This window comes from Cupriavidus pinatubonensis, assembly GCF_019602855.1.
GTDB lineage: Bacteria > Pseudomonadota > Gammaproteobacteria > Burkholderiales > Burkholderiaceae > Cupriavidus > Cupriavidus pinatubonensis.
This window is the reverse complement of sequence record NZ_CP080767.1, coordinates 2,795,267-2,820,343: the sequence shown is the minus strand read 5'-3', so window position 1 is coordinate 2,820,343 and position 25,077 is coordinate 2,795,267. Positions and strand designations below refer to the sequence as shown.

Annotated in this window: 25 protein-coding genes; 14 read left to right on the top strand and 11 right to left on the bottom strand. The window is 65.8% G+C overall.

Annotated elements, in window-relative coordinates; genetic code table 11:
* The first annotated feature begins 159 nt into the window (after positions 1-159).
* From K2O51_RS25780 to K2O51_RS25765, 4 genes are read left to right on the top strand one after another with little or no spacing between them, the layout of a single operon-like run.
* Positions 160-912, top strand: a complete 753-nt coding sequence (locus K2O51_RS25780; protein WP_011298663.1) for a maleate cis-trans isomerase family protein — start codon at positions 160-162, stop codon at positions 910-912.
* Positions 913-922: 10 nt separating this feature from the next.
* On the top strand, positions 923-1,753 hold the full coding sequence (locus tag K2O51_RS25775; protein ID WP_220630942.1) for an alpha/beta fold hydrolase: 831 nt from the start codon (positions 923-925) through the stop codon (positions 1,751-1,753).
* A 23-nt stretch (positions 1,754-1,776) separates the two neighbouring features.
* Complete coding sequence (locus tag K2O51_RS25770) at positions 1,777-2,856, top strand: 2,5-dihydroxypyridine 5,6-dioxygenase NicX family protein (protein ID WP_220630941.1); 1,080 nt, start codon at positions 1,777-1,779, stop codon at positions 2,854-2,856.
* Positions 2,849-3,499, top strand: coding sequence for an N-carbamoylsarcosine amidohydrolase (locus K2O51_RS25765; protein WP_011298660.1), 651 nt, complete (start codon positions 2,849-2,851; stop codon positions 3,497-3,499). Before K2O51_RS25770 ends, K2O51_RS25765 begins: the two co-directional genes overlap by 8 nt.
* 39 nt (positions 3,500-3,538) lie before the next feature.
* Here the strand turns inward: K2O51_RS25765 and K2O51_RS25760 are convergent, their stop codons facing one another.
* A complete protein-coding gene (locus tag K2O51_RS25760) occupies positions 3,539-4,276 on the bottom strand; it encodes a TetR/AcrR family transcriptional regulator (protein WP_220630940.1) in 738 nt (245 codons plus the stop codon).
* Between the two features lie 95 nt (positions 4,277-4,371).
* On the opposite strand from K2O51_RS25760, the gene K2O51_RS25755 reads away from it, so the two are divergent.
* Positions 4,372-6,651, top strand: a complete 2,280-nt coding sequence (locus tag K2O51_RS25755; protein WP_220630939.1) for a xanthine dehydrogenase family protein molybdopterin-binding subunit — start codon at positions 4,372-4,374, stop codon at positions 6,649-6,651.
* A gap of 72 nt (positions 6,652-6,723) precedes the next feature.
* Here K2O51_RS25755 and K2O51_RS25750 read toward each other — a convergent pair whose 3' ends face one another.
* Both K2O51_RS25750 and K2O51_RS25745 read right to left on the bottom strand, forming a co-directional pair.
* Positions 6,724-7,200 (bottom strand): MarR family winged helix-turn-helix transcriptional regulator, encoded by a 477-nt coding sequence (locus K2O51_RS25750; protein ID WP_011298657.1) that lies wholly within the window; start codon positions 7,198-7,200, stop codon positions 6,724-6,726.
* A gap of 52 nt (positions 7,201-7,252) precedes the next feature.
* The gene (locus K2O51_RS25745; protein WP_140952323.1) at positions 7,253-8,263 is read right to left on the bottom strand and encodes a Bug family tripartite tricarboxylate transporter substrate binding protein; all 1,011 of its coding nucleotides are present in this window, start codon (positions 8,261-8,263) and stop codon (positions 7,253-7,255) included.
* Positions 8,264-8,510: 247 nt separating this feature from the next.
* Here K2O51_RS25745 and K2O51_RS25740 point away from each other — a divergent pair, with 247 nt between their 5' ends.
* The 4 genes from K2O51_RS25740 (at position 8,511) to K2O51_RS25725 (ending at position 11,738) form a co-directional block, all read left to right on the top strand.
* Entirely contained in the window at positions 8,511-9,410 is a 900-nt protein-coding gene (locus tag K2O51_RS25740; protein WP_011298655.1) for a DMT family transporter, read from the top strand.
* 74 nt (positions 9,411-9,484) lie between these two features.
* Positions 9,485-10,273: an SDR family oxidoreductase gene (locus tag K2O51_RS25735; RefSeq protein WP_011298654.1), complete on the top strand. Its 789-nt coding sequence runs from the start codon at positions 9,485-9,487 to the stop codon at positions 10,271-10,273.
* Between the two features lie 62 nt (positions 10,274-10,335).
* Positions 10,336-10,728 carry a methylglyoxal synthase gene (locus K2O51_RS25730; RefSeq protein ID WP_011298653.1) on the top strand — a complete coding sequence of 131 codons (393 nt, stop codon included), beginning with the start codon at positions 10,336-10,338 and terminating at the stop codon, positions 10,726-10,728.
* A 32-nt stretch (positions 10,729-10,760) separates the two neighbouring features.
* Positions 10,761-11,738 (top strand): quinone oxidoreductase family protein, encoded by a 978-nt coding sequence (locus K2O51_RS25725; protein WP_041679680.1) that lies wholly within the window; start codon positions 10,761-10,763, stop codon positions 11,736-11,738.
* Between the two features lie 67 nt (positions 11,739-11,805).
* Here the strand turns inward: K2O51_RS25725 and K2O51_RS25720 are convergent, their stop codons facing one another.
* From K2O51_RS25720 to K2O51_RS25695, 6 genes are all read right to left on the bottom strand, one after another.
* A complete protein-coding gene (locus K2O51_RS25720) occupies positions 11,806-12,099 on the bottom strand; it encodes a YkvA family protein (RefSeq protein ID WP_220630938.1) in 294 nt (97 codons plus the stop codon).
* Positions 12,100-12,280: 181 nt separating this feature from the next.
* Complete coding sequence (locus tag K2O51_RS25715) at positions 12,281-13,426, bottom strand: BMP family ABC transporter substrate-binding protein (RefSeq protein WP_011298650.1); 1,146 nt, start codon at positions 13,424-13,426, stop codon at positions 12,281-12,283.
* 67 nt (positions 13,427-13,493) lie between these two features.
* On the bottom strand, positions 13,494-14,414 hold the full coding sequence (locus K2O51_RS25710) for an ABC transporter permease (RefSeq protein WP_011298649.1): 921 nt from the start codon (positions 14,412-14,414) through the stop codon (positions 13,494-13,496).
* 17 nt (positions 14,415-14,431) lie between these two features.
* A complete protein-coding gene (locus tag K2O51_RS25705; protein ID WP_011298648.1) occupies positions 14,432-15,541 on the bottom strand; it encodes an ABC transporter permease in 1,110 nt (369 codons plus the stop codon).
* Positions 15,534-17,108 (bottom strand): ABC transporter ATP-binding protein, encoded by a 1,575-nt coding sequence (locus K2O51_RS25700; RefSeq protein ID WP_011298647.1) that lies wholly within the window; start codon positions 17,106-17,108, stop codon positions 15,534-15,536. Before K2O51_RS25700 ends, K2O51_RS25705 begins: the two co-directional genes overlap by 8 nt.
* 300 nt (positions 17,109-17,408) lie before the next feature.
* A complete protein-coding gene (locus K2O51_RS25695; RefSeq protein WP_041680021.1) occupies positions 17,409-18,338 on the bottom strand; it encodes a pirin family protein in 930 nt (309 codons plus the stop codon).
* Between the two features lie 692 nt (positions 18,339-19,030).
* Between K2O51_RS25695 and K2O51_RS25690 the strand changes: the two genes are divergently transcribed.
* The 5 genes from K2O51_RS25690 to K2O51_RS25670 are packed head-to-tail and all read left to right on the top strand — an operon-like array spanning position 19,031 to position 22,941.
* The gene (locus K2O51_RS25690) at positions 19,031-19,747 is read left to right on the top strand and encodes an ABC transporter permease (protein ID WP_220630937.1); all 717 of its coding nucleotides are present in this window, start codon (positions 19,031-19,033) and stop codon (positions 19,745-19,747) included.
* A gap of 22 nt (positions 19,748-19,769) precedes the next feature.
* Complete coding sequence (locus K2O51_RS25685; protein ID WP_011298644.1) at positions 19,770-20,717, top strand: glycine betaine ABC transporter substrate-binding protein; 948 nt, start codon at positions 19,770-19,772, stop codon at positions 20,715-20,717.
* A 10-nt stretch (positions 20,718-20,727) separates the two neighbouring features.
* Positions 20,728-21,378, top strand: coding sequence for an ABC transporter permease (locus tag K2O51_RS25680; protein ID WP_220630936.1), 651 nt, complete (start codon positions 20,728-20,730; stop codon positions 21,376-21,378).
* On the top strand, positions 21,375-22,541 hold the full coding sequence (locus tag K2O51_RS25675) for an osmoprotectant ABC transporter ATP-binding protein OsmV (RefSeq protein ID WP_011298642.1): 1,167 nt from the start codon (positions 21,375-21,377) through the stop codon (positions 22,539-22,541). The genes K2O51_RS25680 and K2O51_RS25675 overlap by 4 nt, the downstream gene beginning before the upstream one ends.
* A 31-nt stretch (positions 22,542-22,572) precedes the next feature.
* The gene (locus tag K2O51_RS25670; RefSeq protein ID WP_011298641.1) at positions 22,573-22,941 is read left to right on the top strand and encodes a hypothetical protein; all 369 of its coding nucleotides are present in this window, start codon (positions 22,573-22,575) and stop codon (positions 22,939-22,941) included.
* Positions 22,942-22,947: 6 nt separating this feature from the next.
* On the opposite strand, the gene K2O51_RS25665 is transcribed toward K2O51_RS25670, so the two are convergent.
* Together K2O51_RS25665 and K2O51_RS25660 are read right to left on the bottom strand one after the other, a co-directional pair.
* Entirely contained in the window at positions 22,948-24,345 is a 1,398-nt protein-coding gene (locus K2O51_RS25665; RefSeq protein WP_425332988.1) for a heavy metal sensor histidine kinase, read from the bottom strand.
* The gene (locus K2O51_RS25660) at positions 24,345-25,031 is read right to left on the bottom strand and encodes a heavy metal response regulator transcription factor (RefSeq protein ID WP_011298639.1); all 687 of its coding nucleotides are present in this window, start codon (positions 25,029-25,031) and stop codon (positions 24,345-24,347) included. The genes K2O51_RS25665 and K2O51_RS25660 overlap by 1 nt, the downstream gene beginning before the upstream one ends.
* Positions 25,032-25,077: the final 46 nt, after the last annotated feature.

The following is a 25,077-nucleotide window of genomic DNA, read 5'->3' as shown; positions in this document are numbered from 1 at the left end:
CGTGCACTGAATGAGTGCTCTTGGCCACGCGCAGAATCTGTTTGCGGATATAGAGTGTGTACACTACAATCAATCGCAACCGCGGACGTCCGGCGCAATCAATGCCGGGAGCGGCGGGTAGACAGGCGTTCCCCAGACACTCAGATGACGGAGTCGACAGTGCAGAAAGTTTTCCGAATCGGCCAGATCGTGCCGAGCTCCAACACCACGATGGAAACCGAGATCCCGGCCATGCTGACCGCGCGGCAGCAGATCCGCCCCGAACGGTTCACCTTCCATTCGAGCCGCATGCGCATGAAGAAGGTGGTCAAGGAAGAACTGGCCGCGATGGATGCCGAATCCGATCGCTGCGCCGTCGAGCTTTCCGATGCGCGCGTCGACGTGCTCGGCTATGCCTGCCTGGTTGCGATCATGGCGATGGGCCACGGCTACCACCGCACGTCCGAGCAGCGCCTGAAAGCGCACACGACTGAGAACGGCGGTGATGCGCCGGTGATTACCAGTGCTGGCGCGCTGGTCGATGCACTGAAGGTGATCGGTGCGAAGCGTATCGCTGTTGTCGCGCCGTACATGAAGCCGCTGACCGAACTGGTCGTCGACTACATCCGCAATGAGGGTTATGAAGTCGTCGACTACCGCGCGCTCGAGATTCCGGACAACCTGGAAGTCGGTCGCCATGATCCGGCGAAGCTGCCCGGCATCGTCGCGCAGATGAACATTGCCGATGTCGATGCCATCGTGCTGTCGGCGTGCGTGCAGATGCCTTCGCTGCCGGCTGTGGCGAAGGTGGAGGCGATGACCGGCAAGCCGGTGATCACCGCGGCCATTGCCACGACCTACGCCATGCTTCGCGCGCTGGACCTCGAGCCGGTCGTGCCGGGCGCCGGTGCGCTGCTGTCCGGCGCCTACTGAGGCCTGCGCCATGAGCACCTTCCTCTACGGCGGCAATGTCAATGCCAACGGCATCCGCCAGCATTACCTGCGCTATGGCGGCAACGATGGCGAACGGGCATCGCGCGATGCCGTGATCATCGTGCCGGGCATCACGAGCCCGGCTATTACGTGGGGCTTCGTCGGCGAGCAGTTCGGCCAGCGCTTCGATACCTATGTGCTGGATGTACGCGGCCGTGGGTTGTCTGAGGCCAGCGACACGCTCGACTACAGCCTCGATGCACAAGCCGCTGACGTGATCGCGTTCGCGCAAGCATTGGGGCTGCAGCGCTACGCCATCGTCGGTCACTCGATGGGCGGTCGCATCGGCGTGCGCGCCGCGCGCCAGCACCCGGCGGGACTCACGCGTCTGGTGATGGTCGATCCGCCTGTCTCCGGCCCCGGCCGACGCGCCTATCCCGCGCAACTGCCGTGGTACATCGATTCGATCTGCCTTGCCCGCGCAGGCATCGACGCCGAAGGCATGCGCCGCTTCTGCCCGACGTGGACCGAAGATCAGTTGCGCCTGCGCGCCGAATGGCTGCACACGTGCGACGAGCGCGCCATCCTCGCCAGCTTCAATGGCTTTCACGAAGACGACATCCACGCGGACCTGCCGCACGTGAGGGTACCCACGCTCCTGATGACTGCCGGGCGTGGCGACGTAATCCGTGCCGAAGACGTCGAGGAAATCCGCAAGCTCGTGCCCGGCGTACTGGTGAGTCACGTGCCAGATGCGGGCCACATGATCCCGTGGGACGACGAGGCCGGCTTCTACCGTGCCTTCGGCGATTTCCTCGGCGCCGCGTTGCCTGCGGCCTGATATCCGCGATCGGAGGAGCGAACATGCCCGTAAGCGATTACGACCTGACCCAGGCGTGGAAGCAGGTGCTCACGCTGTCGAAGCTCGAAGCCGGCCAGACCGTCACGGTGCTGACCGGTGCCGCCACGCATCCGCAGACGCTGCGCACCGCCATGGTGGCGGCGGCGTCGATGGGTGCCATCGTCAACCGGCTCGACCTGCCGCCCGTCAATGGCGAGAAGGCGCTGAGCCGCGATGCGCTGGCCTATCTCGGCACCACGCCGCTGACCGGTAACCCGGCCGCGATCGCCGCGCTCAAGGCGAGCGATCTTGTGCTCGACCTGATGACGCTGCTGTTCTCGCCCGAGCAGCATGACATCCTGAGCAGTGGCACGAAGATCCTGCTCGCGGTGGAGCCGCCTGAGGTGCTCGCGCGCATGGTCCCGACGGAAGCCGACCGCAAGCGCGTAAAGGCGGCAACGGCGCGGCTTTCGCGCGCGCGGGAAATGCATATCGTGTCCCACGCGGGCATGGACCTGCGCTGCAGCCTTGGGGAATTCCCGGCGATCAGCGAATATGGCTTCGTCGACGAGCCCGGCCGCTGGGACCACTGGCCGAGCGGCTTCGTGCTGACGTGGCCGAACGAGGGCGGCACCCACGGCACTATCGTGCTGGATCGTGGCGACATCCTGCTGCCGATGAAGTCGTATATCCAGCAGCCGATCCGCATCACGCTCGAGGCCGGTTACGTGAGGGCCATCGAAGGCGGGCTCGATGCCGAGCTGCTGGCCAACTACATGGCGTCGTTCAACGATCCGGAAGCCTATGCGATGTCGCATATCGGCTGGGGCCTGCAGCCGCGCGCGAGCTGGTCGGCGCTGGCCATGTACGACCGCGAAGCCACCATCGGCATGGATGCGCGTGCGTACGAGGGCAACTTCCTGTGCTCGTTCGGCCCCAACAACGAAGCCGGTGGAAGCCGTACCACGGCCTGCCATATCGATATTCCCGTACGCCACTGCACCGTCACGCTCGACGGCGAGCCGGTGGTGGTTCGCGGCAAGGTGACGGACGGCCACCACGCCACGGTCAACACACTGTTCAAGGAAGCACGCCATGCATGACGAAGTCCAGACCTACCAGCGGCAAGGCTTCGGCACCGCCATGGAACTGCGCCCGCCATACGGGCTGCTGATCATCGATTTCGTCAACGGCTTTGCCGATCCGGCGGTGTTCGGCGGCGGCAATATTCCGGAGGCGATCCGCAATACGCAGCCACTGCTGCGCGCGGCGCGCCAGGAGGGCTGGCCGGTCGCGCACAGCCGGATCGTGTTTGCCGATGACGATGCGGACCACAACATCTTCACGCTGAAGGTGCCCGGCATGCTGACGCTGAAGGAAGACAGCCACAACAGCGCCATCGTGCCGGAGCTGGCACCCGCTGCGGGCGAGTATGTAGTGCGCAAGACCGTGCCCTCGGCGTTCTTCGGCACGTCGTTGGCGGCGTGGCTCACGCAGCGTGGCGTGCAGACGCTGCTGGTCGCCGGTTGCGTGACCAGCGGATGTGTGCGCGCGAGCGTGGTCGACGCGATGTCGCTCGGCTTTCGTCCGCTGGTGGTGTCGGACTGCGTGGGCGACCGCGCGCTCGGGCCGCATGCGGCGAACCTGTTCGACATGGGGCAGAAGTACGCCACCGTGCTGACCCGGGATGAAGCGCTCGCGCAGATCGCCAAGGCGGCGCCGGCCGGCGTGAGCGCGGCAGCCTGAGTCGCGTTGCGACCCGCGGCCGTGCGCCTGATGCGACGCTCAGCCTGCGGCGGCGCGCCTGGCCTTCGCCGATTTGCCGGCAGGCGGCGCGGGCGGGGCGTCGGGAACGGCGCCCGGCACTGCCACCGCGCGCAGCACTGTCTGCTGGATCACATCGCGCCAATGCGCGAGCGCGGGCGCGCCCATCATCGGCTCGCCCAGGAAGGCGCTGAGCGTATGATGGTTCGAGTTGTAGAAGTAGCCGAGCGAGGCGATGACCATGTAGACGTCTCGCGCGCCGGCGTCGGGCCGGAACAGTCCCGCCGCCTTGCCGCGCGACAGAATGCCGTCGAGCACGGACAACGCGTAGCTGGAGATCTCGCGCAACCGCACCGACTTGCGCGCGTGCTTGCCCTGGCTGATGTTCTCGCTGGTCAGGATCGCGACGAACTCCGGATGCTCCAGGTAGTAGTGCCAGATGAAGTCGATCAGTTGCGACAGGGCGCGCACCGGATCGGCAGCGTCGAGTTCGCCTTCGAGTTTCTGCTCGGCTTCGTTGAGCTGCAGGTAGATGGTCTCGAGCACTTCGACGAACAGCTTTTCCTTGCTGCCGAAGTAGTAATAGATCATCCGGTCGTAGGTCTTGGCGAGCGAGGAAATGCGTTCGATGCGTCCGCCGTCGTAACCGCGCTGCGCAAAGACCTTGATGGCCGCCTTCAGGATCCGGTCACGGCTGTCCTGCGCCTGCCGGGCGCGCGTTCCGACTGCCGCGCGCTGGGTTGCGGTCTTGATGGTCATGTTGGATGGCTTGGCATCATGATGTCTGTTGGAAGGCAGTATAACGGTGGCATAGCGGGTGCCGCCCCACGCAAAGCGGCAAAAATAATCGACCCATGACTTCGACCATCCTCGATACCGTTCGCGAGGCGGAGGCCCCCACCCCGCGCGTGCAGCGCCTGGCGCTGCTGCAGGCGCGTGGCGTGCTGCTGATCACGCGTGCGCCGCAGGCCGCGGCGCGACCGGCGGCGGGCCAGCCCGGTGCGGCTTCCGACTATGTGCCGGCGCTGCCCGATATCTTCGTCGCCGTACGTGACACCGGCGAAGTGCTGGCTTTCAATGGCCACGTGGATCTGGGCACTGGCATCCGTACCGCACTCGCGCAGATCGTCGCAGAAGAACTCGACGTGCCGCTCGCGCGCGTGCGCATGGTGCTCGGCCATACCGACGCGACGCCCAACCAGGGTCCGACGATCGCGAGCGCATCGATCCAGATTTCGGCAATTCCATTGCGGCGTGCAGCGGCCCAGGCTCGCGCGTGGCTGCAGGCGCGCGCGGCGAACCAGCTCGGCGTAGCAGCGGATGCGCTCGAAGCCGACGACGGTGTGTTCCGCGTGAAGGGGACGCAGCACGGTATCGGCTACGGTGCGTTGGTGGCCGACGAGCACGTCGAGCTGCCACTCGCGGATGATGTACAGACCAAGCCTGTCGAGTCGTACCGTATCGTCGGCCGCGGCGCAGGCCGTGTGGATATCCCCGACAAGGCGCGCGGCGTGCTGACCTTCGTGCATGACGTGCGCGTGCCCGGCATGCTGCACGGCCGCGTGGTGCGCCCGCCGTACGCCGGCCGCGACAGCGGCGATTTCGTCGGCACGAGCTTGCTCGACGTCGATCGCAATTCCGTGCGCGATGTACCGGGGCTGGTGGACATCGTGGTGCAGGGCGACTTCATCGGCGTGGTAGCCGAGCGCGAGGAATATGCGGTGATGGCCGCGCGCCGCCTGCGCGTGCATTGGAAGCCGGTGCCCCCGTTGCCTGCGCTCGACGATCCCGAGCCCGCGCTGCGCGCCAACCCCGCCACGCGCCGTGAACTGCTCGATGATGGCGAGATGCCCGCACCCGACGCTGGCACCACGCTCGAACGCCACTACACCTGGCCTTACCAGATGCATGGCTCGATCGGGCCGTCATGCGCCGTAGCCCACTGGCGCGAAGATGGCCTGACCGTGTGGTCCGGCACGCAGAATCCGCATGTACTGCGTATCGATCTGGCGCGCTTGTCCGGACTGGGCGAGGGCAGCATCGAGATCGTCCGCATGGAAGCCGCCGGCTGCTACGGTCGCAACTGTGCCGACGACGTTTGCGCCGACGCCGTGCTGCTGTCGCGCGCGGTCGGCCGTCCCGTACGCGTGCAGCTATCGCGCGAGCAGGAACACCTGTGGGAGCCCAAGGGCGCGGCGCAGCTCATGGATGTCAGCGCCACGCTCGGCAGCAATGGTGAACTGCTTGGCTACGACTTCGTCAGCCGCTATCCGTCCAACGATGCACCGACGCTCGCGCTGCTGCTCACCGGACAGTTGCCGAATGCGCCGCGCATGCTTGAGATGGGCGATCGCACCGCGGTACCGCCGTATGCCTACTCCGGCCGCCGCATCCGCTGCGACGACACCCCGGCGATCGTGCGCGCATCGTGGTTGCGTGGCGTATCGGCGCTGCCGAATACGTTCGCGCATGAATCCATGATCGATGAACTGGCGGCAGAAGCGGGTGTGGACCCGGTGGATTTCCGCTTGCGACATCTCCCCGACAATCGCGCGGCTGACCTGCTGCGTGCCGTGGCAGAGGCCGCGGGCTGGCAACGCGGTGCGAACGGTTCGCGCGGCGTGCCCGATGCGAACGGAAAACTGCACGGCCGCGGCGTCGCGTATGCGCGATATATCCACAGCCGTTTCCCAGGCTTCGGCGCGGCATGGGCTGCGTGGATTCTCGATCTGTCGGTCGATGTCGCCAGTGGACAGATCGTCGTCAGGAAGATCTTCGTGGGTCAGGACACCGGTATGATGGTCAACCCGGACGGCGTACGTCACCAGATCCACGGCAACGTCTTGCAGACGCTGAGCCGCGTGCTCAAGGAGCAGGTGCGCTTTGATGGCGACGGTGTGGCCAGTCGCGAATGGGGCGGCTATCCGTTGCTGACCTTTCCGGAGATTCCACCGATCGAGGTGCTGCTGATGCCGAGGCAGTCAGAGCCGCCGATGGGAGCGGGCGAATCGGCATCATTGCCGGGAGCGCCGGCGATTGCGAATGCGCTGTTTGATGCGACGGGTGTTCGGCTGAGACGGCCGCCGTTTGTGCCGGAGACGGTGTTGGCGGCGCTACAAGGCCGACGCCCCTAGCAATCCGCTGTCTTGCTCCCTTCCCGCTGGCGGGAGAGGGGAGCAAACCGGCGGCACTACTAGCGGGGCTGCTCAACTACCACCGTTCCCCTCATCAATCTCGCTCATCTTGCGCAGCAGATAAGTCACCGCCACCCGCTCCGCCGGATTCAGGGCACCAAACGTCTGCTCCGAGATCTGCTTCGCAAACGGCACCGTCTCGTCGATCAATGCGAGGCCATCGTCCGTCACCGTCACCACCACCTTGCGCCGGTCATTCGGATCGTGCGACACCGAGATCAGCTTGCGTGCCTTCAGCCGCTCGATGATGCCGCGCACCGTCGCCTGGTCGATCGCCGTGGCGCGTACCACTTCATTCAGTGAACACGGTTGCCGGTCCCTGACCGCGCACAGCACGACGAATTGCGCAGCCGTAAGCTGCGAATCGGGAATGGTCTGCTGGAAGATGGCCACGTGGCGCTGATACGCGCGGCGCAGCAGATGGCCCACCTGTTCGGTGAAGTCGTAGCCGGTGTCGCTGCCGGCAGGCTGGTCGGAAGAGGAGGGCACGTCGATCGTACTGCGATGGAAAGTGTGCCCCCGAGTATACCGGCGAACCTGCTTATTCGACCGTGATGGCAGCGGATTTCGCCACCTTGCCGAAGCGGTCGTACTCCTGCAGCGTCAGGGTCTGGAGTTCCACGGCGCTCGAGCCCTTCGGGTTGAAGCCGGCCTGCGTGAGTTTTTCGCGCACGTCGGCGCGGCCCAGCGCTTCGACGAAGGCGGCGTTGAGTGCCTGCACCACGGACGCGGGCAGGTTGGCCGGACCATAGACGCCGAACCACGGTTCCACCGCATAGCCGGACAGGCCGGCTTCCGCTAGCGTGGGCACGTCAGGCAGCGACGGCGAACGGCTCTTGCCAGCGACGGCCAGCGCGCGCAGCTTGCCTGCCTGGATATGCGGCAACGAAGCGGGCAAGTTGTCGAACATCACGCCGATATGGCCGCCCAGCATGTCGTTGATCGCCGGACTGCTGCCCTTGTACGGCACGTGCGTGAGGCCCGTCTGCGTCATCTGCGAGAACATCGCGCCGGCCAGGTGCATCGACGTGCCGGTGCCGGCGGTCGCGTACGTGAGACCCGGATGCGCCTTGGCGTAGGCGATCAGCTCGGGCACAGTCTTGACCGGCAGCGACGCGCTCACTTCCAGCACGATCGTCGACGTGCCGAGCAGGCTGATGGCCGTGAAGTCCTTGCGCGGGTCGAACGGGACGTGCTTGTAGATATGCGGATTCAACGCGTTGGTCGAGATCGCACCGAAGCCAATGGTGTAGCCATCGGCCGGGGCCTTGGCCACGGCTTCCATGCCGATGTTGCCACCGGCGCCTGGCCGGTTCTCGATGACCACGGGCTGGCCCAGTTTTTCCGCGACGCGCTGGCCGACGGTGCGTGCCACGAGATCCGTGGTGCCGCCGGCCGCGTACGGGACGACAAAGCGGATCGGCTTGGACGGAAACGCGTCGGCCGCGCTGGCAGCCAGCGGCAGGGTGCCGAGCGTGGCGGCCGCGGCGGCACCGAGCGACAGGGCGATCAGCGTAGTGCGGCGGCGGCGAAGGGCAGGGCGTTGCGGCATGGTGCGGGAATCTCCTCGTACGGGTTGTGTTGTTCTGCCCGCGCGTGGCCGCTTGCCGGCCGCGCGCGGAAGCGCCCATTGTAGGCAAATGCGCCCGCGCGGAGGCATACCCGGTGGTAGGCCGATGCCAATGCCTCTTTTCGCATACAATCGTCTGGTCGTCTTTGCCGACCCGGCCGGCCACGGCTGCGGCGGCCGCTTTGTCCCCTCGTATTTCCCCGTGCCAGCTTCACAGAAATCCCTTGCCATGCCCGCCGCGCTGCCGTCGTCGCAGCGTTCGGGCCTGGCCATCGCGGCCATTGGCGCCATGCTGTTTTCCGCCAAGGCCATCGTCGCCAAGCTGATGTACCGCTACAACGTCGATGCCGTCATGGTGATCACGCTGCGCATGCTGTTCGCCGTGCCGCTGTTCATGGCGATCGGCTGGTGGCAGTCGCGGCGCCTGCCCGCGCTGTCGTGGGCGGACCGTGCGCGTGTGGTGTTCCTCGGCTTCATCGGTTATTACCTGTCGAGCTTCATGGATTTCCTGGGCTTGCAGTACATCACCGCAGGGCTTGAACGGCTGATCCTGTTCCTGACGCCGTCGTTCGTGCTGCTGGCCACGGCGCTGCTGTTCCGGCGTCCGATCGCCGCGCGCCAATGGATATCGCTGCTGCTGGCCTATGCGGGCATTGTGCTGGTGTTTGCGCATGATCTCGATGTCAGCGGCGCCAGGGTGTGGCTTGGTGGCGCGCTGGTGCTGGGCAGCGCCTTGACGTATGGTATCTACCTGATCCTGAGCGGCGAGCTGGTGCAGCGCATTGGCTCGCTGCGGCTGGTGGCCTACGCAATGTGCGTGTCCACGGCATGCTGCGTACTGCAGTACCTGGCGCTCGGGCGCCCCGTGGCCGAACTCGCGCAGCCGGCGCCAGTGATGTGGCTGTCACTCGTCAACGCGGTGTTCTGCACCGTGCTGCCCGTGTCGATGACGATGGTGGCCGTGGCCCGCATCGGCGCGCCGATGGCCTCGCAGGCCGGCATGGTCGGCCCGGTGTCGACGCTGTTCCTCGCGTTCTGGCTGCTCGACGAACCGGTCAGCGGCGTGCAGCTCGCGGGCAGTGCACTGGTATTGGGCGGAATGTACCTGCTGTCGGCGCGCAAAGCGTGATAACGCACCAAGCCGCGCGACGACAGCGAACCTGAAAGCTATACAAGCAAACAAGCCAACAAGGAGAGCGAGAAATGGATCTGGGACTGCGTGGCAAGCATGCACTGGTGTGTGGCGCGAGCAAGGGCCTTGGTTTCGCCTGCGCGGACGCGCTGGCGGCCGAAGGCGTTGATGTCGTGATCGTGGCGCGCGGCGCCGAGGCGCTGGAAAAGGCCGCCGCGGGCCTGCGTGCACGCCATGGCCGCCGCGTGGTCGCCGTGGCCACGGACATCACCAAGCCGGAAGGCCGCAAGGCCGCGCTGGACGCCGTGGCCAAGCTTGGCGACCTCGATATCCTCGTTAACAACGCCGGCGGCCCGCCACCGGGCAATTTCCGCGACTGGGACCGCGAAGCGTGGCTGGCCGCGCTCGACGCCAACATGCTGACCCCGATCGAACTGATCAAGGCCACCGTCGACGGCATGATCGCGCGCAAGTGGGGCCGCATCATCAACATCACGAGCGGCGCGGTGAAGGCGCCGATCGATGTGCTGGGCCTGTCCAACGGCGCGCGCTCGGGCCTGACCGGCTTCATCGCCGGCCTGGCGCGCGAAGTGGCGCAGCACGGCGTGACCGTCAACAACCTGCTGCCGGGGCCGTTCAATACCGACCGCCTGTTCAAGACCATGGAAGGCGCCGCCCAGAAGGCGAACCTGACCGTGGATGAAGTCGCGCAACGCCGCGCCGCGCTGAACCCGTCGCGGCGCTTCGGCGACCCGGCCGAGTTCGGTGCAACGTGTGCGTTCCTGTGCAGCCGACAGGCCGCGTACATCACGGCGCAGAACATCCTGCTCGACGGCGGCGCCTACCCCGGCACGTTCTGAACCCGGCGCGGCCCCGGTACTGGCCGCACTCCACCCGCAGTCGCTTACCGCAACAAGGATTCTTGATGACCCGCCCACGTATCGCCCTGATTGCACACGACCACAAGAAAGACGACATCGTTGCCTTTGCCACGCGTCACCGCGAATTCCTTTCGCAGTGCGAACTGCTCGCGACCGGCACCACCGGCGGCCGGCTGATCGATGAAGTCAAGCTCGATGTGACCCGCATGCTGTCGGGGCCGTGGGGCGGCGACCTGCAGATCGGCGCGCAACTCGCGGAAGGGCGCGTGCGTGCCGTAATCTTCCTGCGCGATCCGATGACGCCGCAGCCGCACGAACCGGACATCAATGCGCTGGTGCGCGCCTGCGACGTGCACAACGTGCCGTGCGCGACCAACGTGGCCACGGCCGACCTGCTGATCGCCGAGCTGAGCCGCGTCGAAGCGCAGCCCTGAACGAAGCCCATATCGAGACAGAAGACATGCCAATGACCAAAGCCATCCGGATCGAACAGACCGGCGGACCGGAAGTGATGCAGTGGGTCGATGTGGAAGTGGGCGAGCCCGGCCCGGGCGAAGTTCGTGTGCGTCATGAAGCGGTGGGCCTGAACTTTATCGACGTCTATTTCCGCACCGGCCTCTACAAGCAGCCGCTGCCTGGTGGGCTGGGCATGGAAGGCGCGGGCGTGGTCGAAGCGGTGGGCGAGGGCGTGGCACACCTGAGCGTGGGCGACCGCGTGGCCTACGCTGGCCGCCCGAACGGCGCCTATTCGCAGGTGCGTGTGATGCCGGCCGATATCGTGGTGCGCCTGCCCGAATCGATCTCGTTCGAGCAGGGCGCGGCGATGATGCTGCAGGGTCTGACCGTGCAGTACCTGATTCGCGACAGCTATCGCGTTCAGGCTGGCGACACGGTGCTGCTGCATGCCGCGGCCGGCGGCGTCGGGCTGATCGCTTGCCAATGGCTGAAGGCGCTTGGCGTCACGGTGATCGGCACGGTCGGCAGCGACGAGAAGGCGGAGCTGGCGCGCGCGCATGGCTGCACGCATACCGTCGTCTACACGCGTGAATCGTTCGTGGATCGGGTAAAGGAAATCACTGGCGGCAAGGGCGTGCCGGCCGTGTATGACTCGATCGGCGCGGACACCTTCCGTGGCTCGCTGGATTGCCTGGCGCCGCGTGGGACGATGGTGAGCTTCGGGAGTGCTTCCGGACCGGTGCCCCCGTTTGATATCTCGGTGCTTGGCAACAAGGGTTCACTGCGGCTGACGCGGCCAACGTTGATGACGTATGTGGTACATCGTGAATTGCTGGAGCCGATGGTTGCGGATCTGTTTGATGTGGTCAGCAGTGGCAAGGTGAAGATCGATGTGCGGCAGCGGTATGCGCTGGCGGATGTGGCGCAGGCGCACCGTGATCTCGAATCGCGCAAGACGACCGGATCGACCATTCTGCTGCCGCGCTGAAGCATCACGCACTGCATGAGAAAGCCCCCGGACGGCATGCCGTCCGGGGGCTTTTCCGTCCAGGCGCTCAGCGCGAGTGGACGGTGGTGGCAGTCGCGCGCGCCTCGGCCTGCCGGAGGATATGCGGGGGCAGGCGCTTGAGGATCAGGTGGACCGCGAGCGGGATCAACACGACATCATCGACGATGCCTAGTCCGGCAATGAAGTCCGGAATCAGGTCGATGGGCGAGATCGCATAGAACAGCAACCCAAACGCCGCCGGCTTCAGCCACGCCGGCGCATCCGGATGCCGCAGCGCATACCAGAACAGCCGACCATCGCGACGCACCAACGTCCACAGGGCCGAAAAACGCTTCCACATGAGAGGCCTCCTTCACATTGCAGGCGCCAGCCATCGGCGCATGCACAGATAGCTTGGGCCGATCCGATCGGCTTCAAGTTCCGCAGGAAAACGGGGGCGGGGAAAGAGACGAGGGGTGCGCCCCGGCAGGGCCGGGGCGGGCCGGCACGCTAGCACGGCATGCCGGAAACGGACTGGAAAATCAGCCCGGAATCTTACCTTCCACGCCTTCGACGTAGAACTTCACGCCGTGCAGGAAGTTGTCGTCGGCGGTCTGGTCCTTGGCGATCTGCTCCTTGCCGGTATTGTCCTTGATCGGACCCTTCCAGATCGGCGCGGAACCGTCGACGATGCCCTTCTTGCGCTCTTCGACCAGTGCCTTCACGTCGTCAGGCACGACCGTGTTGAAGTCCTTCAGGTCGATCATGCCTTCCTTCAGGCCCCACCACGTGGTGTTGCTCTTCCACTGGTTCTTCAGCACGTCGTCCACGACCTTGTTGTAGTAGACGCCCCACTGGATCTCCGATGCGGCAAGGTGAGCCTTCTCGCCGAACTTGCTCATGTTGCTGTCCCAGCCGAATGCGTAGACGCCCTTCTCCTGCGCAGTCTGCACCACGGCGGCGGAGTCGGTGTTCTGCATCAGCATGTCCACGCCCTGGCCGATCAGCGTGGTGGCGGCTTCACGCTCCTTGCCCGGATCGAACCACTTGTTCACCCAGACCACCTTCACGGTGGCCTTTGGGTTGACGCTGCGCGCGCCCAGCGTGAACGAGTCGATGTTGCGGATCACTTCGGGAATCGGTACCGAAGCCACCACGCCCATCTTGCCCGTCTTGCTCATCTTGCCGGCGACGACGCCGGCGAGGTAGGCGCCTTCATAGGTGCGCACATCGTACTGGGCCAGGTTGTCGGCGGTCTTGAAGCCGGTGGCGTGTTCGAACTTCACGTCCGGGAATTCCTTGGCGACTTTCAGCATCGATTCCATGTAGCCGAAGGTGGTGCCGAAGATCAGCTTGTTGCCCTGGCTGGCCAGGTCGCGGAACACGCGCTCGGCGTCAGCGGCGGACTCGGGTACGTTTTCGACGAAGGTGGTCTTGACCTTGTCGCCGAACTTCTCTTCCACGGCCTTGCGGCCGGCGTCGTGCGCGTATGTCCAGCCCGCATCGCCGACCGGGCCGATGTAGACGAAGGCGACCTTGAGCGGTTCGGCCTTCTGTTCAGCGGCGGGCGCGGAGGCCGGGGCGGCCGTCTCGGCCGGCTTCTCGGCTTCCTTCTTGCCGCAGCCGGCCAGGGCCAGCAGCGCGGTGGCGGCCAGGGCCGCCAGGGTCTTCCTGCGCGTGACGATCATGATTTCTCCTTGTGATGAATATTGACTGCGTTCGATGGCTCGTTGAAATGGGTGTGCGGCAGCGGCATCAGGCATTGCCCGGACGGAACGGCTTGCCCAGCGACGCAGGCATGTTGAGCCGGATCCAGGCCGGGTTGCGCGAGATCAGCGCCAGCACGACGATGGTGGCCGCATACGGCAGCATCGACAGGAACTGCGACGGCACCGACACGCCGATGCCCTGCAGGTAGAACTGCAGAATGGTCACGCCGCCGAACAGCCACGCGCCCACGAGTACGCGGCCCGGTCGCCAGGTGGCGAACGTGGTCAGCGCAAGCGCGATCCAGCCGCGGCCGGCGACGAGGTTCTCGACCCACATCGGCGTGTACACCAGCGACAGGTACGCGCCTGCCAGGCCGCAGCATGCGCCGCCGAACAGCAGTGCGCCGAAGCGGATGGTGCGCACCGGATAGCCGAGCGCATGCGCGGATTCTGGCGATTCGCCGATTGCGCGCAGCGTCAGGCCGGCGCGCGTGCGGAACAGGAACCACATGATCGCAAAGCACAGCAGCAGGCTGAAATACACCATCCAGTGGTGCTGGAAGAATGCGGGACCGATGAACGGAATGTCGGCAAGGAACGGGACCGATTTGGCCTGAGCCGGCATCGCAAAGCCGACGAAGCGCTGGCCCATGAAGGCCGACAGGCCCGTGCCGAAGATCGACAGCGCGAGGCCCGTGGCCACCTGATTGGTCGCGAGCACGAGCGCGAGCCACGAGAACAGCGTGGCCATCAGCATGCCGGCCACGGCGCCGGCAAGAAAGCCGAGCAGCGGCTGCTGCGTCTGGTAGCCGACCATGAATCCGGCCACGGCGGCGACCAGCATCATGCCTTCGGCGCCGAGATTGAGCACGCCGGAGCGTTCGTTGATAAGCAGGCCCAGCGCGGCCAGCAACAGCGGTGTGCCGGCGTTGATCGCGGTGGCGATCAGGGGAGCGAGTTGTTCCATGTTTTACGTTGCTCCGCTCAGGCTGCCGTGGCGCGCCAGCGCAGGCGGTTTTCGATTAGGGTGTCGCAGGCGAGCAGGAAGAACAGCAGCATGCCCTGGAACACCCAGCCGATGGCCGACGGCAAGCCGAGGCGCGACTGCGCCATCTCGCCGCCGATATAGAACAGCGACATCATGATGCCGCCGAGCACGGTGCCGACCGGATGCAGCCGGCCGACGAATGCGACGATGATCGCGGTGAAGCCATAGCCCGGTGAAATCGACGGCAGCAACTGGCCGATCGGACCGGTGACTTCAAACGCGCCAGCGAGTCCCGCCGTAGCGCCCGAAATCAGCAGCGCGCTCCACAGCGCGCTGCGCGATGAGAAGCCCGCATAGCGCGCCGCAGCCGGTGCCGTGCCGCCGACCTGCAGCCGGTAGCCAGCAAAGCTGCGGAAGATGAAGACCGTCATCACGACGACCAGCACCAGCATCACGGCAAAGCCCGCATGCAGGCGCGAACCCGACATCAGGTTGGGCAGCAGGTATTCGGACGAGAACACCTTCGACTGCGGGAAGTTCATGCCGTTGGGATCCTTCAGCGGCCCGTTGACGACCCACAGCATCAGCTGCTGCGCGATATATGTGAGCATCAGCGAGACCAGGATCTCGTTCGCGTTGAAGCGGTCCTTGAGCAGCGCCGTGATCGCGGCCCAGAACATGCCGCCGATCACGCCGGCGAGCGATGCCAGCATCAGCACGACCGTACCGTTCAGCGTCTGGCCAGGCACGTCGAAGTACAGCACCGTCGCCCCAGCGAAGATGCCGCCGAGGATCAGTTGTCCATCCGCACCGATGTTCCAGACGTTGGCCCGGTAGCAGACCGACAGGCCCAGCGCGCACAGCACCAGCGGCACCGTCTTTAGCAGGACTTCGCCGATGGCGCGCTTGTCCCGCAGCGGATCGGCCAGGAAGACCTTGAGCGCAGCCATCGGATCCTTGCCGAGTGCAATGAACAGCAGCGCACCGAACAGCAGCGTAAGCGCGAGCGCGATTACTGGCGAGGCATAAGCCATGGTCCGCGACGGCAAGCCGCGCGGCGCGAGCGTGATGGGGGAGAGGGGTAGGAGCGAGCGCAGTTCAGCCATGGTTCACCTCCGCTACGTAGGCGTCGCGCGACTGCGCGGGGCCGCCTTCCCACAGGCCGCTCATCCACAGCCCGATTTGTTCGCGCGTGGCGGTCTCGGTCGGAATGGACGGCGACAGGTGGCCCTTGGCGATGACGTACAACCGGTCGCAAATCGCGAACAGCTCGTCGAGTTCTTCCGATACCACCAGGATTGCGCAGCCCGAGGCCTTGAGCGCGAGGATCTCGTTGTGGATCTGCGCGGCGGCGCCGACATCCACGCCCCATGTCGGTTGGGCAACGATCAGCACCTTCGGGCCGCTTTCGATCTCGCGGCCGACGATGAATTTCTGCAGGTTGCCACCCGACAGGCTGCGGGCCAGCGCTTCGGGCCCGCTCGCTTTTACGCGAAAGCGGCCGATGACCGCGGCGGCCAGACCAGCCGCCGCCTTCGGCGAGATCATGCCGTTGCGCACATACGGCGGCGTCTGGTGCGACAGCAGCGTGTTCGAGGCCAGGCTCATGCCTGGCACCGCACCGCGCCCGAGCCGCTCTTCCGGCACGAAGGCGAGGCCGGCGCGTCGGCGCTGGCGTGCATCGAGCCGGCCGACCGGCTTGCCCGCGATGTGGACTGCGGTGCGGTCCACGCGCATGTCCTCGCCGGACAGCGCGGCCAGCAGTTCCTGCTGGCCATTGCCCGACACGCCGGCAATGCCGACGATCTCGCCGGCATGCACGTCGAGTGAAATCTGCTGCAGCTCGGTCGCAAACGCATGCGCGCGCGGCAGCGACAGGGCTTCCACGCCCAGACGCACCTCGCCGCGCTGCGTGGCCACGCGCGCTTCGCGCGGCGGCTCGCCACCGATCATCAGGCGCGACAGCGAGGCCGCGCTTTCCTGGCGCGGATCGCACACGCCGGTGACCTTGCCCATCCGCATCACGGTGGCGTGATGGCAGAGCGCGCGGATCTCGTCGAGCTTGTGGCTGATGTAGAGGATGCTGGTGCCTTCGGCCGCGAGCTGGCGCAGCGTGACGAACAGCGTTTCCACGGCCTGCGGCGTCAGCACCGAAGTCGGCTCGTCCAGGATCAGCAATTGCGGGTTGGCCAGCAGCGCGCGCACGATTTCCACGCGCTGCCGCTCGCCCACCGACAGCGTGTGGACATGGCGGTTCGGCTCCAGCGGCAGGCCGTAGCGCTCGGCGGTCGCGCGGATGCGTTCGGCGAGCTGCTTCATGCTGCTGCCTGCGCCTTTGTGTCCGCCGGGAAGGCCCAGCGCGATGTTCTCGGTCACGGTCAGCGTGTCGAACAGCGAGAAATGCTGGAACACCATCGCAATGCCCAGGTTGCGGGCGTCGTGCGGACTGTTGATCGTGACAGGGGCGCCGTTGAAGTGCATCTCGCCGGCGTCCGGACGGACTGCGCCAAAGATGATCTTCATCAGCGTGGATTTGCCGGCGCCGTTCTCGCCAAGCACGGCGTGGATCTCGCCGGGGGCGACGGTAAGGCTGATGTCATCGTTCGCGATGACGCCGGGATAGCGCTTGCTGATATGGGCTAGCGCCAGCCTGGGGGGGAGTTGTGATGTCACTGAGGCGGCTCGGGTTGTTATGGCAGCAACGTGGAAGGCAGGCAGTCAGCGGCAGTGCGTGGCGCAGCATCGCCGCGACGCATTGCAGCATTCATCATGATTTCTTGATGCCGGATATTGGTTACGAATTATATAAGTGTGCGGCTTTGTGGCGGCCGGTTTGCGGCGTTTGTCCAAGCCGCGCAACGGTTGGCGGGTAGTTGCAAGTCGCATGCCGGGGGAGGCAAAAGAAAAACCGCCGCCCTCCTTTCGGAGGACGGCGGTCCGGTGTGGCAGCGGGTTCCCGGCTAAGCCTCGCCTTCAGCCTCCCGTGGACGCCGCAATCGTCGCAAACCGACCATCGCGGAAATCCGCCAGCGTCTGGTAGATCTGCTCCTGCGTGTTCATCACGAACGGGCCGTACTGCGCGATCGGCTCGCCCAGCGGCTGTCCGGCGATCAGCAGGAAGCGCACCTCGGACTCGGCATTGACGATGACGCCGTCTGCGTTGTCCGCGTTGTCGAGCACGCCCATGCGTTGTGCGTCGACCACCGCCTTTTCGCTGCCTTCACCGATCGACAACTCGCCGCGGTACACATAGACGAAGGCGTTATGCCCCGCCGGCAATGCCTGCCGGAACTGCTGGCCCGCCGGCAAATGCACGTCGAGGTAGATCGGTTCCGTCACCGGGCGCGTGACCGCGCCAGCCACGCCGTGCGAGGCGCCGGCCAGCACGCGCACCGTGCCGCCGTTATCCAGCGCCACCGTCGGAATGGCATCGGCGGGCATGTCGCGATACCACGGCGCCGTCATCTTGTCGGCGGCCGGCAGGTTCAGCCACAGCTGGAAGCCTTCCATGCGGCCGTCTTCCTGCTCGGGCATTTCCGAGTGCACGACGCCCGCGCCAGCCACCATCCACTGCGCGCCGCCGTTCTGCAGCAGGCCTTCGTTGCCGGCGCTGTCGCGATGGCGCATGCGGCCTGCCAGCATATAGGTGATGGTCTCGAAGCCGCGGTGCGGGTGATCGGGGAAGCCGCCGATGTAGTCGTCCTTGCTGTCGGTGCCGAAGGCGTCGAGCATCAGGAACGGGTCCAGCCGGCGTTGCAGGTTCTGGGTCAGCACGCGCGTCAGCTTGACGCCGGCGCCGTCCGAGGTAGCGATGCCGCGCACGACGCGATCCACCGTGCGCGAACGCTGCACGGTTTCCTGCGCGGTGGCCGGAACGGTGGGCAGAGCGGTGCGGGTTTCCATCATTCTTTCTCCGGTTCGCGGGGCCATTGTGGCGGCATTGGAGCTGCCGTCATCGGGCCACGTCGTGTTCAGGTACTCCGACAATGTAGAGGTTTGGTGGGGAAAGAGTAGAGGGTGGGTGGAGAACAGATTGTTCTATCCATCAGTGCAATCTGTCCGGATTCAAGACGCCGATGGTGATGATCATGGGCGGCCCTCAGGCGAGTCTTTCGGTCTGCTCCGGGCTCGCCCAAGCTGCGGCAAAAAGCCCCCGAAAAAGCAGCAAGATAGGCGAAAATGACAAGATCGATGAAGATGAGTATAATAGCGCTCTCTTTGTCATCCGTTGCTGTGGATTGATTCGCCGGGCGATCCCGCCAGGCCTTGTCAGGCAACGGTTCATGAATTCGGCGGCGCGCCCATTTGTTCACTTTTTTGCGCCGCCCTGGCCACTCGCTCACCGGTCCCAGACCGAACCGGGTGCGCCGCTACAGGGAGCGCCCGGACACAGTGCCGTGGCATCCCGTCAATCGGTCTTCCCGCCTCTGGCGTGGAGGTCCAAAAGCCCGTCCGCTGGCAATCGTGCCGGTCATGGCGGCAATGCAATCTGAACCGGGACGGCGGCTCCCCACTTCACGGCCGCCTAGCCCATTTTGTTTTCCGTGATCGGAAAGTGCTGTTTTGCGCGCTTTTCAGACGGAACGAGAGGGAATATGTCAAAGCAATCCGTACGGGTCGCCGCCTGGGGATGCCTGACCGTGCTGGCATTGGGCGGACTGGCCGCCTGGATCGGCGTGGACGTCATCCGGCAACATCAGGACCGCCTGCTCTACGACGTGGCCGACCACATGCGGCTGGTCCTGTTTTCGATGGCGCTTGCGCTCGCCACCGGCATTCCGGCCGGCATCGCGCTGAGCCGGCCGCGCATGCGCCGCTGGGCCGACCGCCTGATGCAGATCTTCAACGTCGGCAACACGGTGCCGTCGCTGGCGGTACTCGCGCTGGCGCTCGCGGTGCTGGGCATCGGCGAGCGGCCCGCGATCCTGGCGCTGTGGCTCGCATCGCTGCTGCCGATCGTGCGCAACACCTACGAGGGTCTTCGCAATGTTTCGCCGACGCTGCTCGAAGCCGCGCGCGGCATCGGCATGACGCCGTTCCAGCGGCTTCTGCGCGTGGAGCTGCCGAACGCGCTGCCGGTGATGCTGGCCGGCATCCGCATCAGCCTGGTGATCAACGTAGGCACGGTGCCGCTGTCGTTCCTGATCGGCGCCAACAGCCTCGGCGAACTGATCTTCCCGGGCATCTACCTGAATAACCAGCCGCTGCTGCTGCTGGGCGCCGCCGCGACCGCGCTGCTGGCGCTGGCGCTCGACGCGCTGTTTGCCGGCGCCGGCAGCCTGTACCTGCGCCGGCGCGGACTGGCGCGCTGAGCGGCGGCCGAGAGGAAAACCAATGCAATCGAAACGAGACCGCGAAGGCCGTGCCTTCTGGGCCTTCATGCTCTTGGGCACCATCGTGGCCGCCGTGCTGCTGAGTTCCGCGCCGGCCCGTGCGCAGGCGCCAGCAGCGAATGCCGCGCCGGTGCGCGTGGGCGGCAAGAACTTTACCGAGCAGCTGATCCTGTCGTCGATGACGTCGCAGTACCTGCGCGCCAAGGGCCTCGGCACCGAGCTGACCTCGGGCCTGGGCAGCACGCTGATGCGCCAGGCGATGGAGAACGGCCAGCTCGACGTGGTGTGGGACTACACCGGCACGGCGCTGATCGTCTTCAACAAGGTCGAGGAAAAGCTCGACGCAAAGGCAAGCTACGCGCGTGTGAAGACGCTGGACGCCGCACGCGGCCTGGTCTGGCTGGAGCCGTCGCGCATCAATAATACCTATGCGCTGGCCATGCCGAAGCAGCGCGCGCAGGCCAGCGGCGTCACCACGCTGTCGGCCTATGCCGAGAAGATGCGCAAGGCCGGCGAGGACGCGCAGCATCCGTTTGCCGTCGACATGGAATTCGCGGCGCGCCCTGACGGGCTGGAGCCGCTCAAGGCCCAGTACAAGCTGCCGTTCAAGCGCCGCGACGTGATCCAGCTTGATCCTGGCCTGGTCTATACGGCGCTCAAGAACAACCAGGTCGATATGGGCCTGGTGTACACAACCGATGGCCGCGTGAAGGGTTTCGAACTCGTGCTGCTCGAAGACGATCTGCACTTCTTCCCCGACTACAGCGCGGTGCCCGTGGTGCGCAAGGCCGTGCTGGACAAGCATCCCGAACTCGCCACGCTGCTCGATGCGCTGTCGGCGAAGCTGGACAACGCATCGATGACCGAGATGAACTACCAGGTGGACATCGGCCAGCAGCCGGTGGATAAGGTGGCCGCAGACTTCCTGCGCAGCCATGGCCTGATCTGAGGAGGCACGCATGGACTTGCTGACCTACCTCCAACATAGCTGGCCGACGCTGCTGAAGCTCACTGCCGAGCATCTGGCGCTCGTCGGCTCGGCCGTGGGCATGGCGATCCTGATCGGTGTGCCGCTGGGCATTGCGATCACGCGCTTCCGCTGGCTGGCCACGCCACTGCTGACGCTGGCGACGATCGTGCTGACGCTGCCGTCGATCGCGCTGTTCGGGCTGATGATCCCGATCTTCGCGCGCTTCGGGCATGCGCTGGGCTATCTGCCCGCCGTGACCGCGGTGTTCCTGTATTCGCTGCTGCCGATCATGCGCAACACCTACACGGCGCTGGTCAATATCGACCCCGGCATCCAGGAAGCCGGGCGGGGCATCGGCATGACCACGTGGCAGCGCATGCGCCGCGTGGACCTGCCGCTGGCCGTGCCCGTGATCCTGGGGGGCGTACGTACCGCGGTAGTGATGAACATCGGCGTGGCCACCATTGCCGCCATCATCGGCGCGGGTGGCCTTGGGGTGCTGATCCTGCAAGCGATCAGCCAGAGCAATATGAGCAAGCTGGCCGTGGGCGCGATCCTGGTCAGCGTGCTCGCCATCGTGGCGGATGCCTTCCTGCAATGGTTGCAGAAGGTGCTGACGCCAAAAGGAATCCGACTATGATCGAACTCGACCGACTCACCAAGGCCTTCCCCCAGAAAGACGGCACTGAAGTGCGGGCAGTGGATGCTGTCTCGCTGACAGTGCCACGCGGGGAAATCTGCGTGTTCCTGGGGCCGTCCGGCTGCGGCAAGACCACCACGCTGAAGATGATCAACCGGCTGATCGAGCCGACCTCGGGCACCGTGCGCATCGACGGCGAGGACACTATCGGCATCGACGGCGTGGCGTTGCGCCGCAAGATCGGCTACGTGATCCAGCAGATCGGCCTGTTCCCGAACATGACTATCGAAGAGAACATCATGGTCGTGCCGCGCATGCTCGGCTGGAACAAGAAACAGTGCCGTGAACGCGCGCGCGAGCTGATGTCGATGGTGCAGCTCGACCCCGACCGCATGCTGTCGCGCTATCCGCGCGAACTGTCCGGCGGGCAGCAGCAGCGTATCGGCGTGATCCGCGCGCTCGCGGCCGACGCGCCCGTGCTGCTGATGGACGAACCGTTCGGCGCGGTCGACCCGATCAATCGCGAAAGCATCCAGAACGAATTCCTGCAGATGCAGCGCCAGCTCGGCAAGACCGTGATCATGGTCTCGCACGATATCGACGAGGCCATCAAGCTGGCCGATAAGATCGCGGTGTTCCGGGGCGGCAAGCTCGTGCAGTTCGATCATCCCGATGCGCTGCTTGCGCAGCCGGCCGACGAGTTCGTGCAGGCCTTTGTCGGCCACGACAACACGCTCAAGCGCCTGCTGCTGGTGAACGCCGGCGATGCGGCCACCATGCCGCCGAGCTGCGATCCCGACATGGCCCTGTCCGATGCACTCGGCGTGATGGACGATGCCGACGTGCGCCACCTGCCGGTGGTCGACGACTCGCAGCGCACGCTGGGCTATGTCACGCGGCGCGATGCCCGGGCGGGCAAGGGCCGCTGCAGCGATGTGGTGCGCGAATTCCCCGCGACCGCCACGTCGGACGAGCATCTGCGCATCCTGCTGTCGCGCATGTACCAGCACAACACGAGTTGGCTGCCAGTGGTCGACGCCGATGGCGCCTATCTGGGCGAAGTGACGCAGGATTCGATCGCGGGCTATCTGAGTTCTGGCCGCTCGCGCGGCGGTGCGACCACCATCCAGCGGCCGCAGGAGGCACTGCGCGCCGCGGCGTGAGCGTCAGCCCGATTCGCGCTATGCTCGGGCCATGGTCCGCAAAGTGCGCTATTGCCGCTCACCCCTGTGCCTGATGATCGAAACCCGCTGGCTCGTGCCACGCGGGTTTGATGGCTTCACGCCCGGGCCGCTGATCCTGCTGCGGCCCGGCGCGAGCCACGCGCTGATCGAGCATGAGAAGATGCACGTGCGCCAGTTCTGGCGCAGCTGGGGGCTGATGGGCGTGCTCTATCTTCTGAGCCGGCGCTGGCGCCTGCGCTACGAAGTCGAGGCTTATCGCGAGCAGCTCCGGCACTGCCCGCCCGGCACCGCGCATTCGATGGCCCGGATGCTGTCCACCAAATACCGCTTGAGGATTACCGAAGACGAGGCGTATCGCCTGCTGACCGGCAGCGAATGACGCGTCTCAGGCCGTCGCTGCAGCAGGCGCCGCCTGTCGTCGGAACGCGAGCGTAAAGCGCGTCTTGCCGCTCGCGGACTGCACGGCGATGGTGCCGCCATGTGCGGACATGATCGCGCGCGTGATCGACAGCCCAAGCCCCACGCTGTCCGACTCCGGCCGCACCCGCGATTTATCGCCGCGCGAGAAGCGGTCGAAGATCACGGGCAGCAAATCCGGGCGGATGTCCTGACCATCATTCTCTACCGAGACCGTAATGGTATCCGCGCTGCCGCCGATCTCGATCACGATAACGCCACCGGGCGGCGTATAGCGCAGCGCGTTGGACAGCAGGTTGCTGAGCGCGCGGCGCAGCATCAGGCGGTCGCCGACGATATGCCCTTCGCCGAGCAATTGCAGGCGCACCGCCTTGTCTTCGGCCAGCGCATCATAGAATTCGAACAAGGCATGGACCTCGACCGCGACGTCGATCGGCTCGGCGCTGGGCAGTGTCAGGCCGTGTTCCATCTGGGCCAGGTACAGCATGTCCGACACCATGCGTGAAAGGCGTTGCAGCTCCTCGGCGTTGGACGCCAGCACGTCGCGGTACTTTTCGGCAGCGCGCGGCTGCGAGAGCACCACGTGCGTCTGCGTCATCAGGTTGGTGAGCGGGGTGCGCAACTCGTGCGCGATGTCGGAAGAGAAATCGGACAGCCGTTGGAAATCGCTCTGCAGGCGCTCGAGCATCGCGTTCAGCGTACCTGCCAGGTCTGCCATTTCTACCGGCACTGCGTCCACAGGCATGCGCGCGTCCAGCTTGTGTGCGGTCACGGCACGCGCGCGGCTGGCCATGGTGCGCAACGGCGCCAGCCCGCGACGTGCCGCCCACCAGCCGAGCAGGCCGCTGGCCAATGCGGCCAGCGTGACGTAGAAGGTCAGCGAGCGGCGGAACGCTCGCATGAAATGCGCGTGGATTTCCGTGTCCATGCCGACCACGATGGTCAGCGGCACCTGCTTGTCGCCTGTTGCCTGCACGGTGGCGCGCATGCCTCGATACGACTTGCCGTCCTGTTCCCAGTCAAAGCTTTCGCGCCCGGCCGGCAGTACCGAAGCGGTGCCCAGCACCGTGCGGAAATCAAAACCGTTGCTCGCATACAGTAGCGTTCCGTCGGCCGCGCTGACATGCGCGATGAATCCGGGATGATGCTCGAGTGCCACGGCCAGCCGTTCGGACACGGACGCTGCCGCGTTCTCGGTGGCGATCCGCTCGATCAGCCGCACGTTGTCGCCAAGGCTCGCGAAGTCCTCTTCCGCAAAGTGCTGGTCCATGGCCGTCGCGATCAGGATGCCGAGGCCCAGCAGCACGCCGGCCGACGACAGGCAGAACAGCGCGGTCAGGCGCGTGGTCAGCGAGAACCGGCGCATCACACCGTGTCCTCGGGACCTTCCAGCACGTAGCCCATGCCGCGCACCGTCTGGATTAGCTTGGTGTCGAAGTCGTCGTCGATCTTCGCGCGCAGGCGGCGGATGGCGACGTCGATCACATTACTGTCGCTGTCGAAGTTCATGTCCCAGACTTGCGACGCAATCAGCGAGCGCGGCAGTACTTCGCCGCGCCGGCGCACGAGCAGCTCGAGCAGCGAGAACTCCTTGCTCGTCAGCACGATGCGGCGCCCGCCGCGCGACGCACGCCGGCGCGCCAGATCCAGTACCAGGTCGCCGACCTGTACGCGATCCACGCTCGCCTGCACGCTGCCACGGCGTAGCAACGTGCGTACGCGCGCAAGCAGTTCGGCGAACGCGAATGGCTTGACCAGGTAGTCGTCCGCGCCCAGCTCGAGCCCCTTGACGCGGTCCGCCACGCTGTCGCGCGCAGTCAGGAACAGCACCGGCACGCGGTTGCCGGCCGCGCGCAGCGTCTGCACGATGCGCCAGCCGTCCACGTCCGGCAGCATCACGTCGAGGATGATCAGATCGTAGGCCTCGCTCATGGCCAGATGGTGGCCATCGAGTCCATTCGCGGCCAGGTCCACCACGAAGCCGGCCTCTGTCAGGCCCTGCCGCAGGTATTCGCCGGTCTTGGCCTCGTCTTCCACTACTAGCAGTTTCATCTGCACTTTCCTTGTTGCCGGCCCGCGCCGCAGGCGAGCGGCGACT

Coding starts and splice junctions, on each gene's coding strand:
- K2O51_RS25715 (WP_011298650.1), bottom strand. CDS start 13,426: ATGATCGTCACGCGCAGGAAGACCCTGGCGGCCCTGGCCGCCACCGCG.
- K2O51_RS25770 (WP_220630941.1), top strand. CDS start 1,777: ATGCCCGTAAGCGATTACGACCTGACCCAGGCGTGGAAGCAGGTGCTC.
- K2O51_RS25690 (WP_220630937.1), top strand. CDS start 19,031: ATGTCAAAGCAATCCGTACGGGTCGCCGCCTGGGGATGCCTGACCGTG.
- K2O51_RS25675 (WP_011298642.1), top strand. CDS start 21,375: ATGATCGAACTCGACCGACTCACCAAGGCCTTCCCCCAGAAAGACGGC.
- K2O51_RS25760 (WP_220630940.1), bottom strand. CDS start 4,276: ATGACCATCAAGACCGCAACCCAGCGCGCGGCAGTCGGAACGCGCGCC.
- K2O51_RS25775 (WP_220630942.1), top strand. CDS start 923: ATGAGCACCTTCCTCTACGGCGGCAATGTCAATGCCAACGGCATCCGC.
- K2O51_RS25670 (WP_011298641.1), top strand. CDS start 22,573: ATGGTCCGCAAAGTGCGCTATTGCCGCTCACCCCTGTGCCTGATGATC.
- K2O51_RS25685 (WP_011298644.1), top strand. CDS start 19,770: ATGCAATCGAAACGAGACCGCGAAGGCCGTGCCTTCTGGGCCTTCATG.
- K2O51_RS25735 (WP_011298654.1), top strand. CDS start 9,485: ATGGATCTGGGACTGCGTGGCAAGCATGCACTGGTGTGTGGCGCGAGC.
- K2O51_RS25710 (WP_011298649.1), bottom strand. CDS start 14,414: ATGGAACAACTCGCTCCCCTGATCGCCACCGCGATCAACGCCGGCACA.
- K2O51_RS25665 (WP_425332988.1), bottom strand. CDS start 24,345: ATGCGCCGGTTCTCGCTGACCACGCGCCTGACCGCGCTGTTCTGCCTG.
- K2O51_RS25705 (WP_011298648.1), bottom strand. CDS start 15,541: ATGGCTGAACTGCGCTCGCTCCTACCCCTCTCCCCCATCACGCTCGCG.
- K2O51_RS25755 (WP_220630939.1), top strand. CDS start 4,372: ATGACTTCGACCATCCTCGATACCGTTCGCGAGGCGGAGGCCCCCACC.
- K2O51_RS25740 (WP_011298655.1), top strand. CDS start 8,511: ATGCCCGCCGCGCTGCCGTCGTCGCAGCGTTCGGGCCTGGCCATCGCG.
- K2O51_RS25720 (WP_220630938.1), bottom strand. CDS start 12,099: ATGTGGAAGCGTTTTTCGGCCCTGTGGACGTTGGTGCGTCGCGATGGT.
- K2O51_RS25725 (WP_041679680.1), top strand. CDS start 10,761: ATGACCAAAGCCATCCGGATCGAACAGACCGGCGGACCGGAAGTGATG.
- K2O51_RS25680 (WP_220630936.1), top strand. CDS start 20,728: ATGGACTTGCTGACCTACCTCCAACATAGCTGGCCGACGCTGCTGAAG.
- K2O51_RS25745 (WP_140952323.1), bottom strand. CDS start 8,263: ATGCCGCAACGCCCTGCCCTTCGCCGCCGCCGCACTACGCTGATCGCC.
- K2O51_RS25765 (WP_011298660.1), top strand. CDS start 2,849: ATGCATGACGAAGTCCAGACCTACCAGCGGCAAGGCTTCGGCACCGCC.
- K2O51_RS25660 (WP_011298639.1), bottom strand. CDS start 25,031: ATGAAACTGCTAGTAGTGGAAGACGAGGCCAAGACCGGCGAATACCTG.
- K2O51_RS25695 (WP_041680021.1), bottom strand. CDS start 18,338: ATGGAAACCCGCACCGCTCTGCCCACCGTTCCGGCCACCGCGCAGGAA.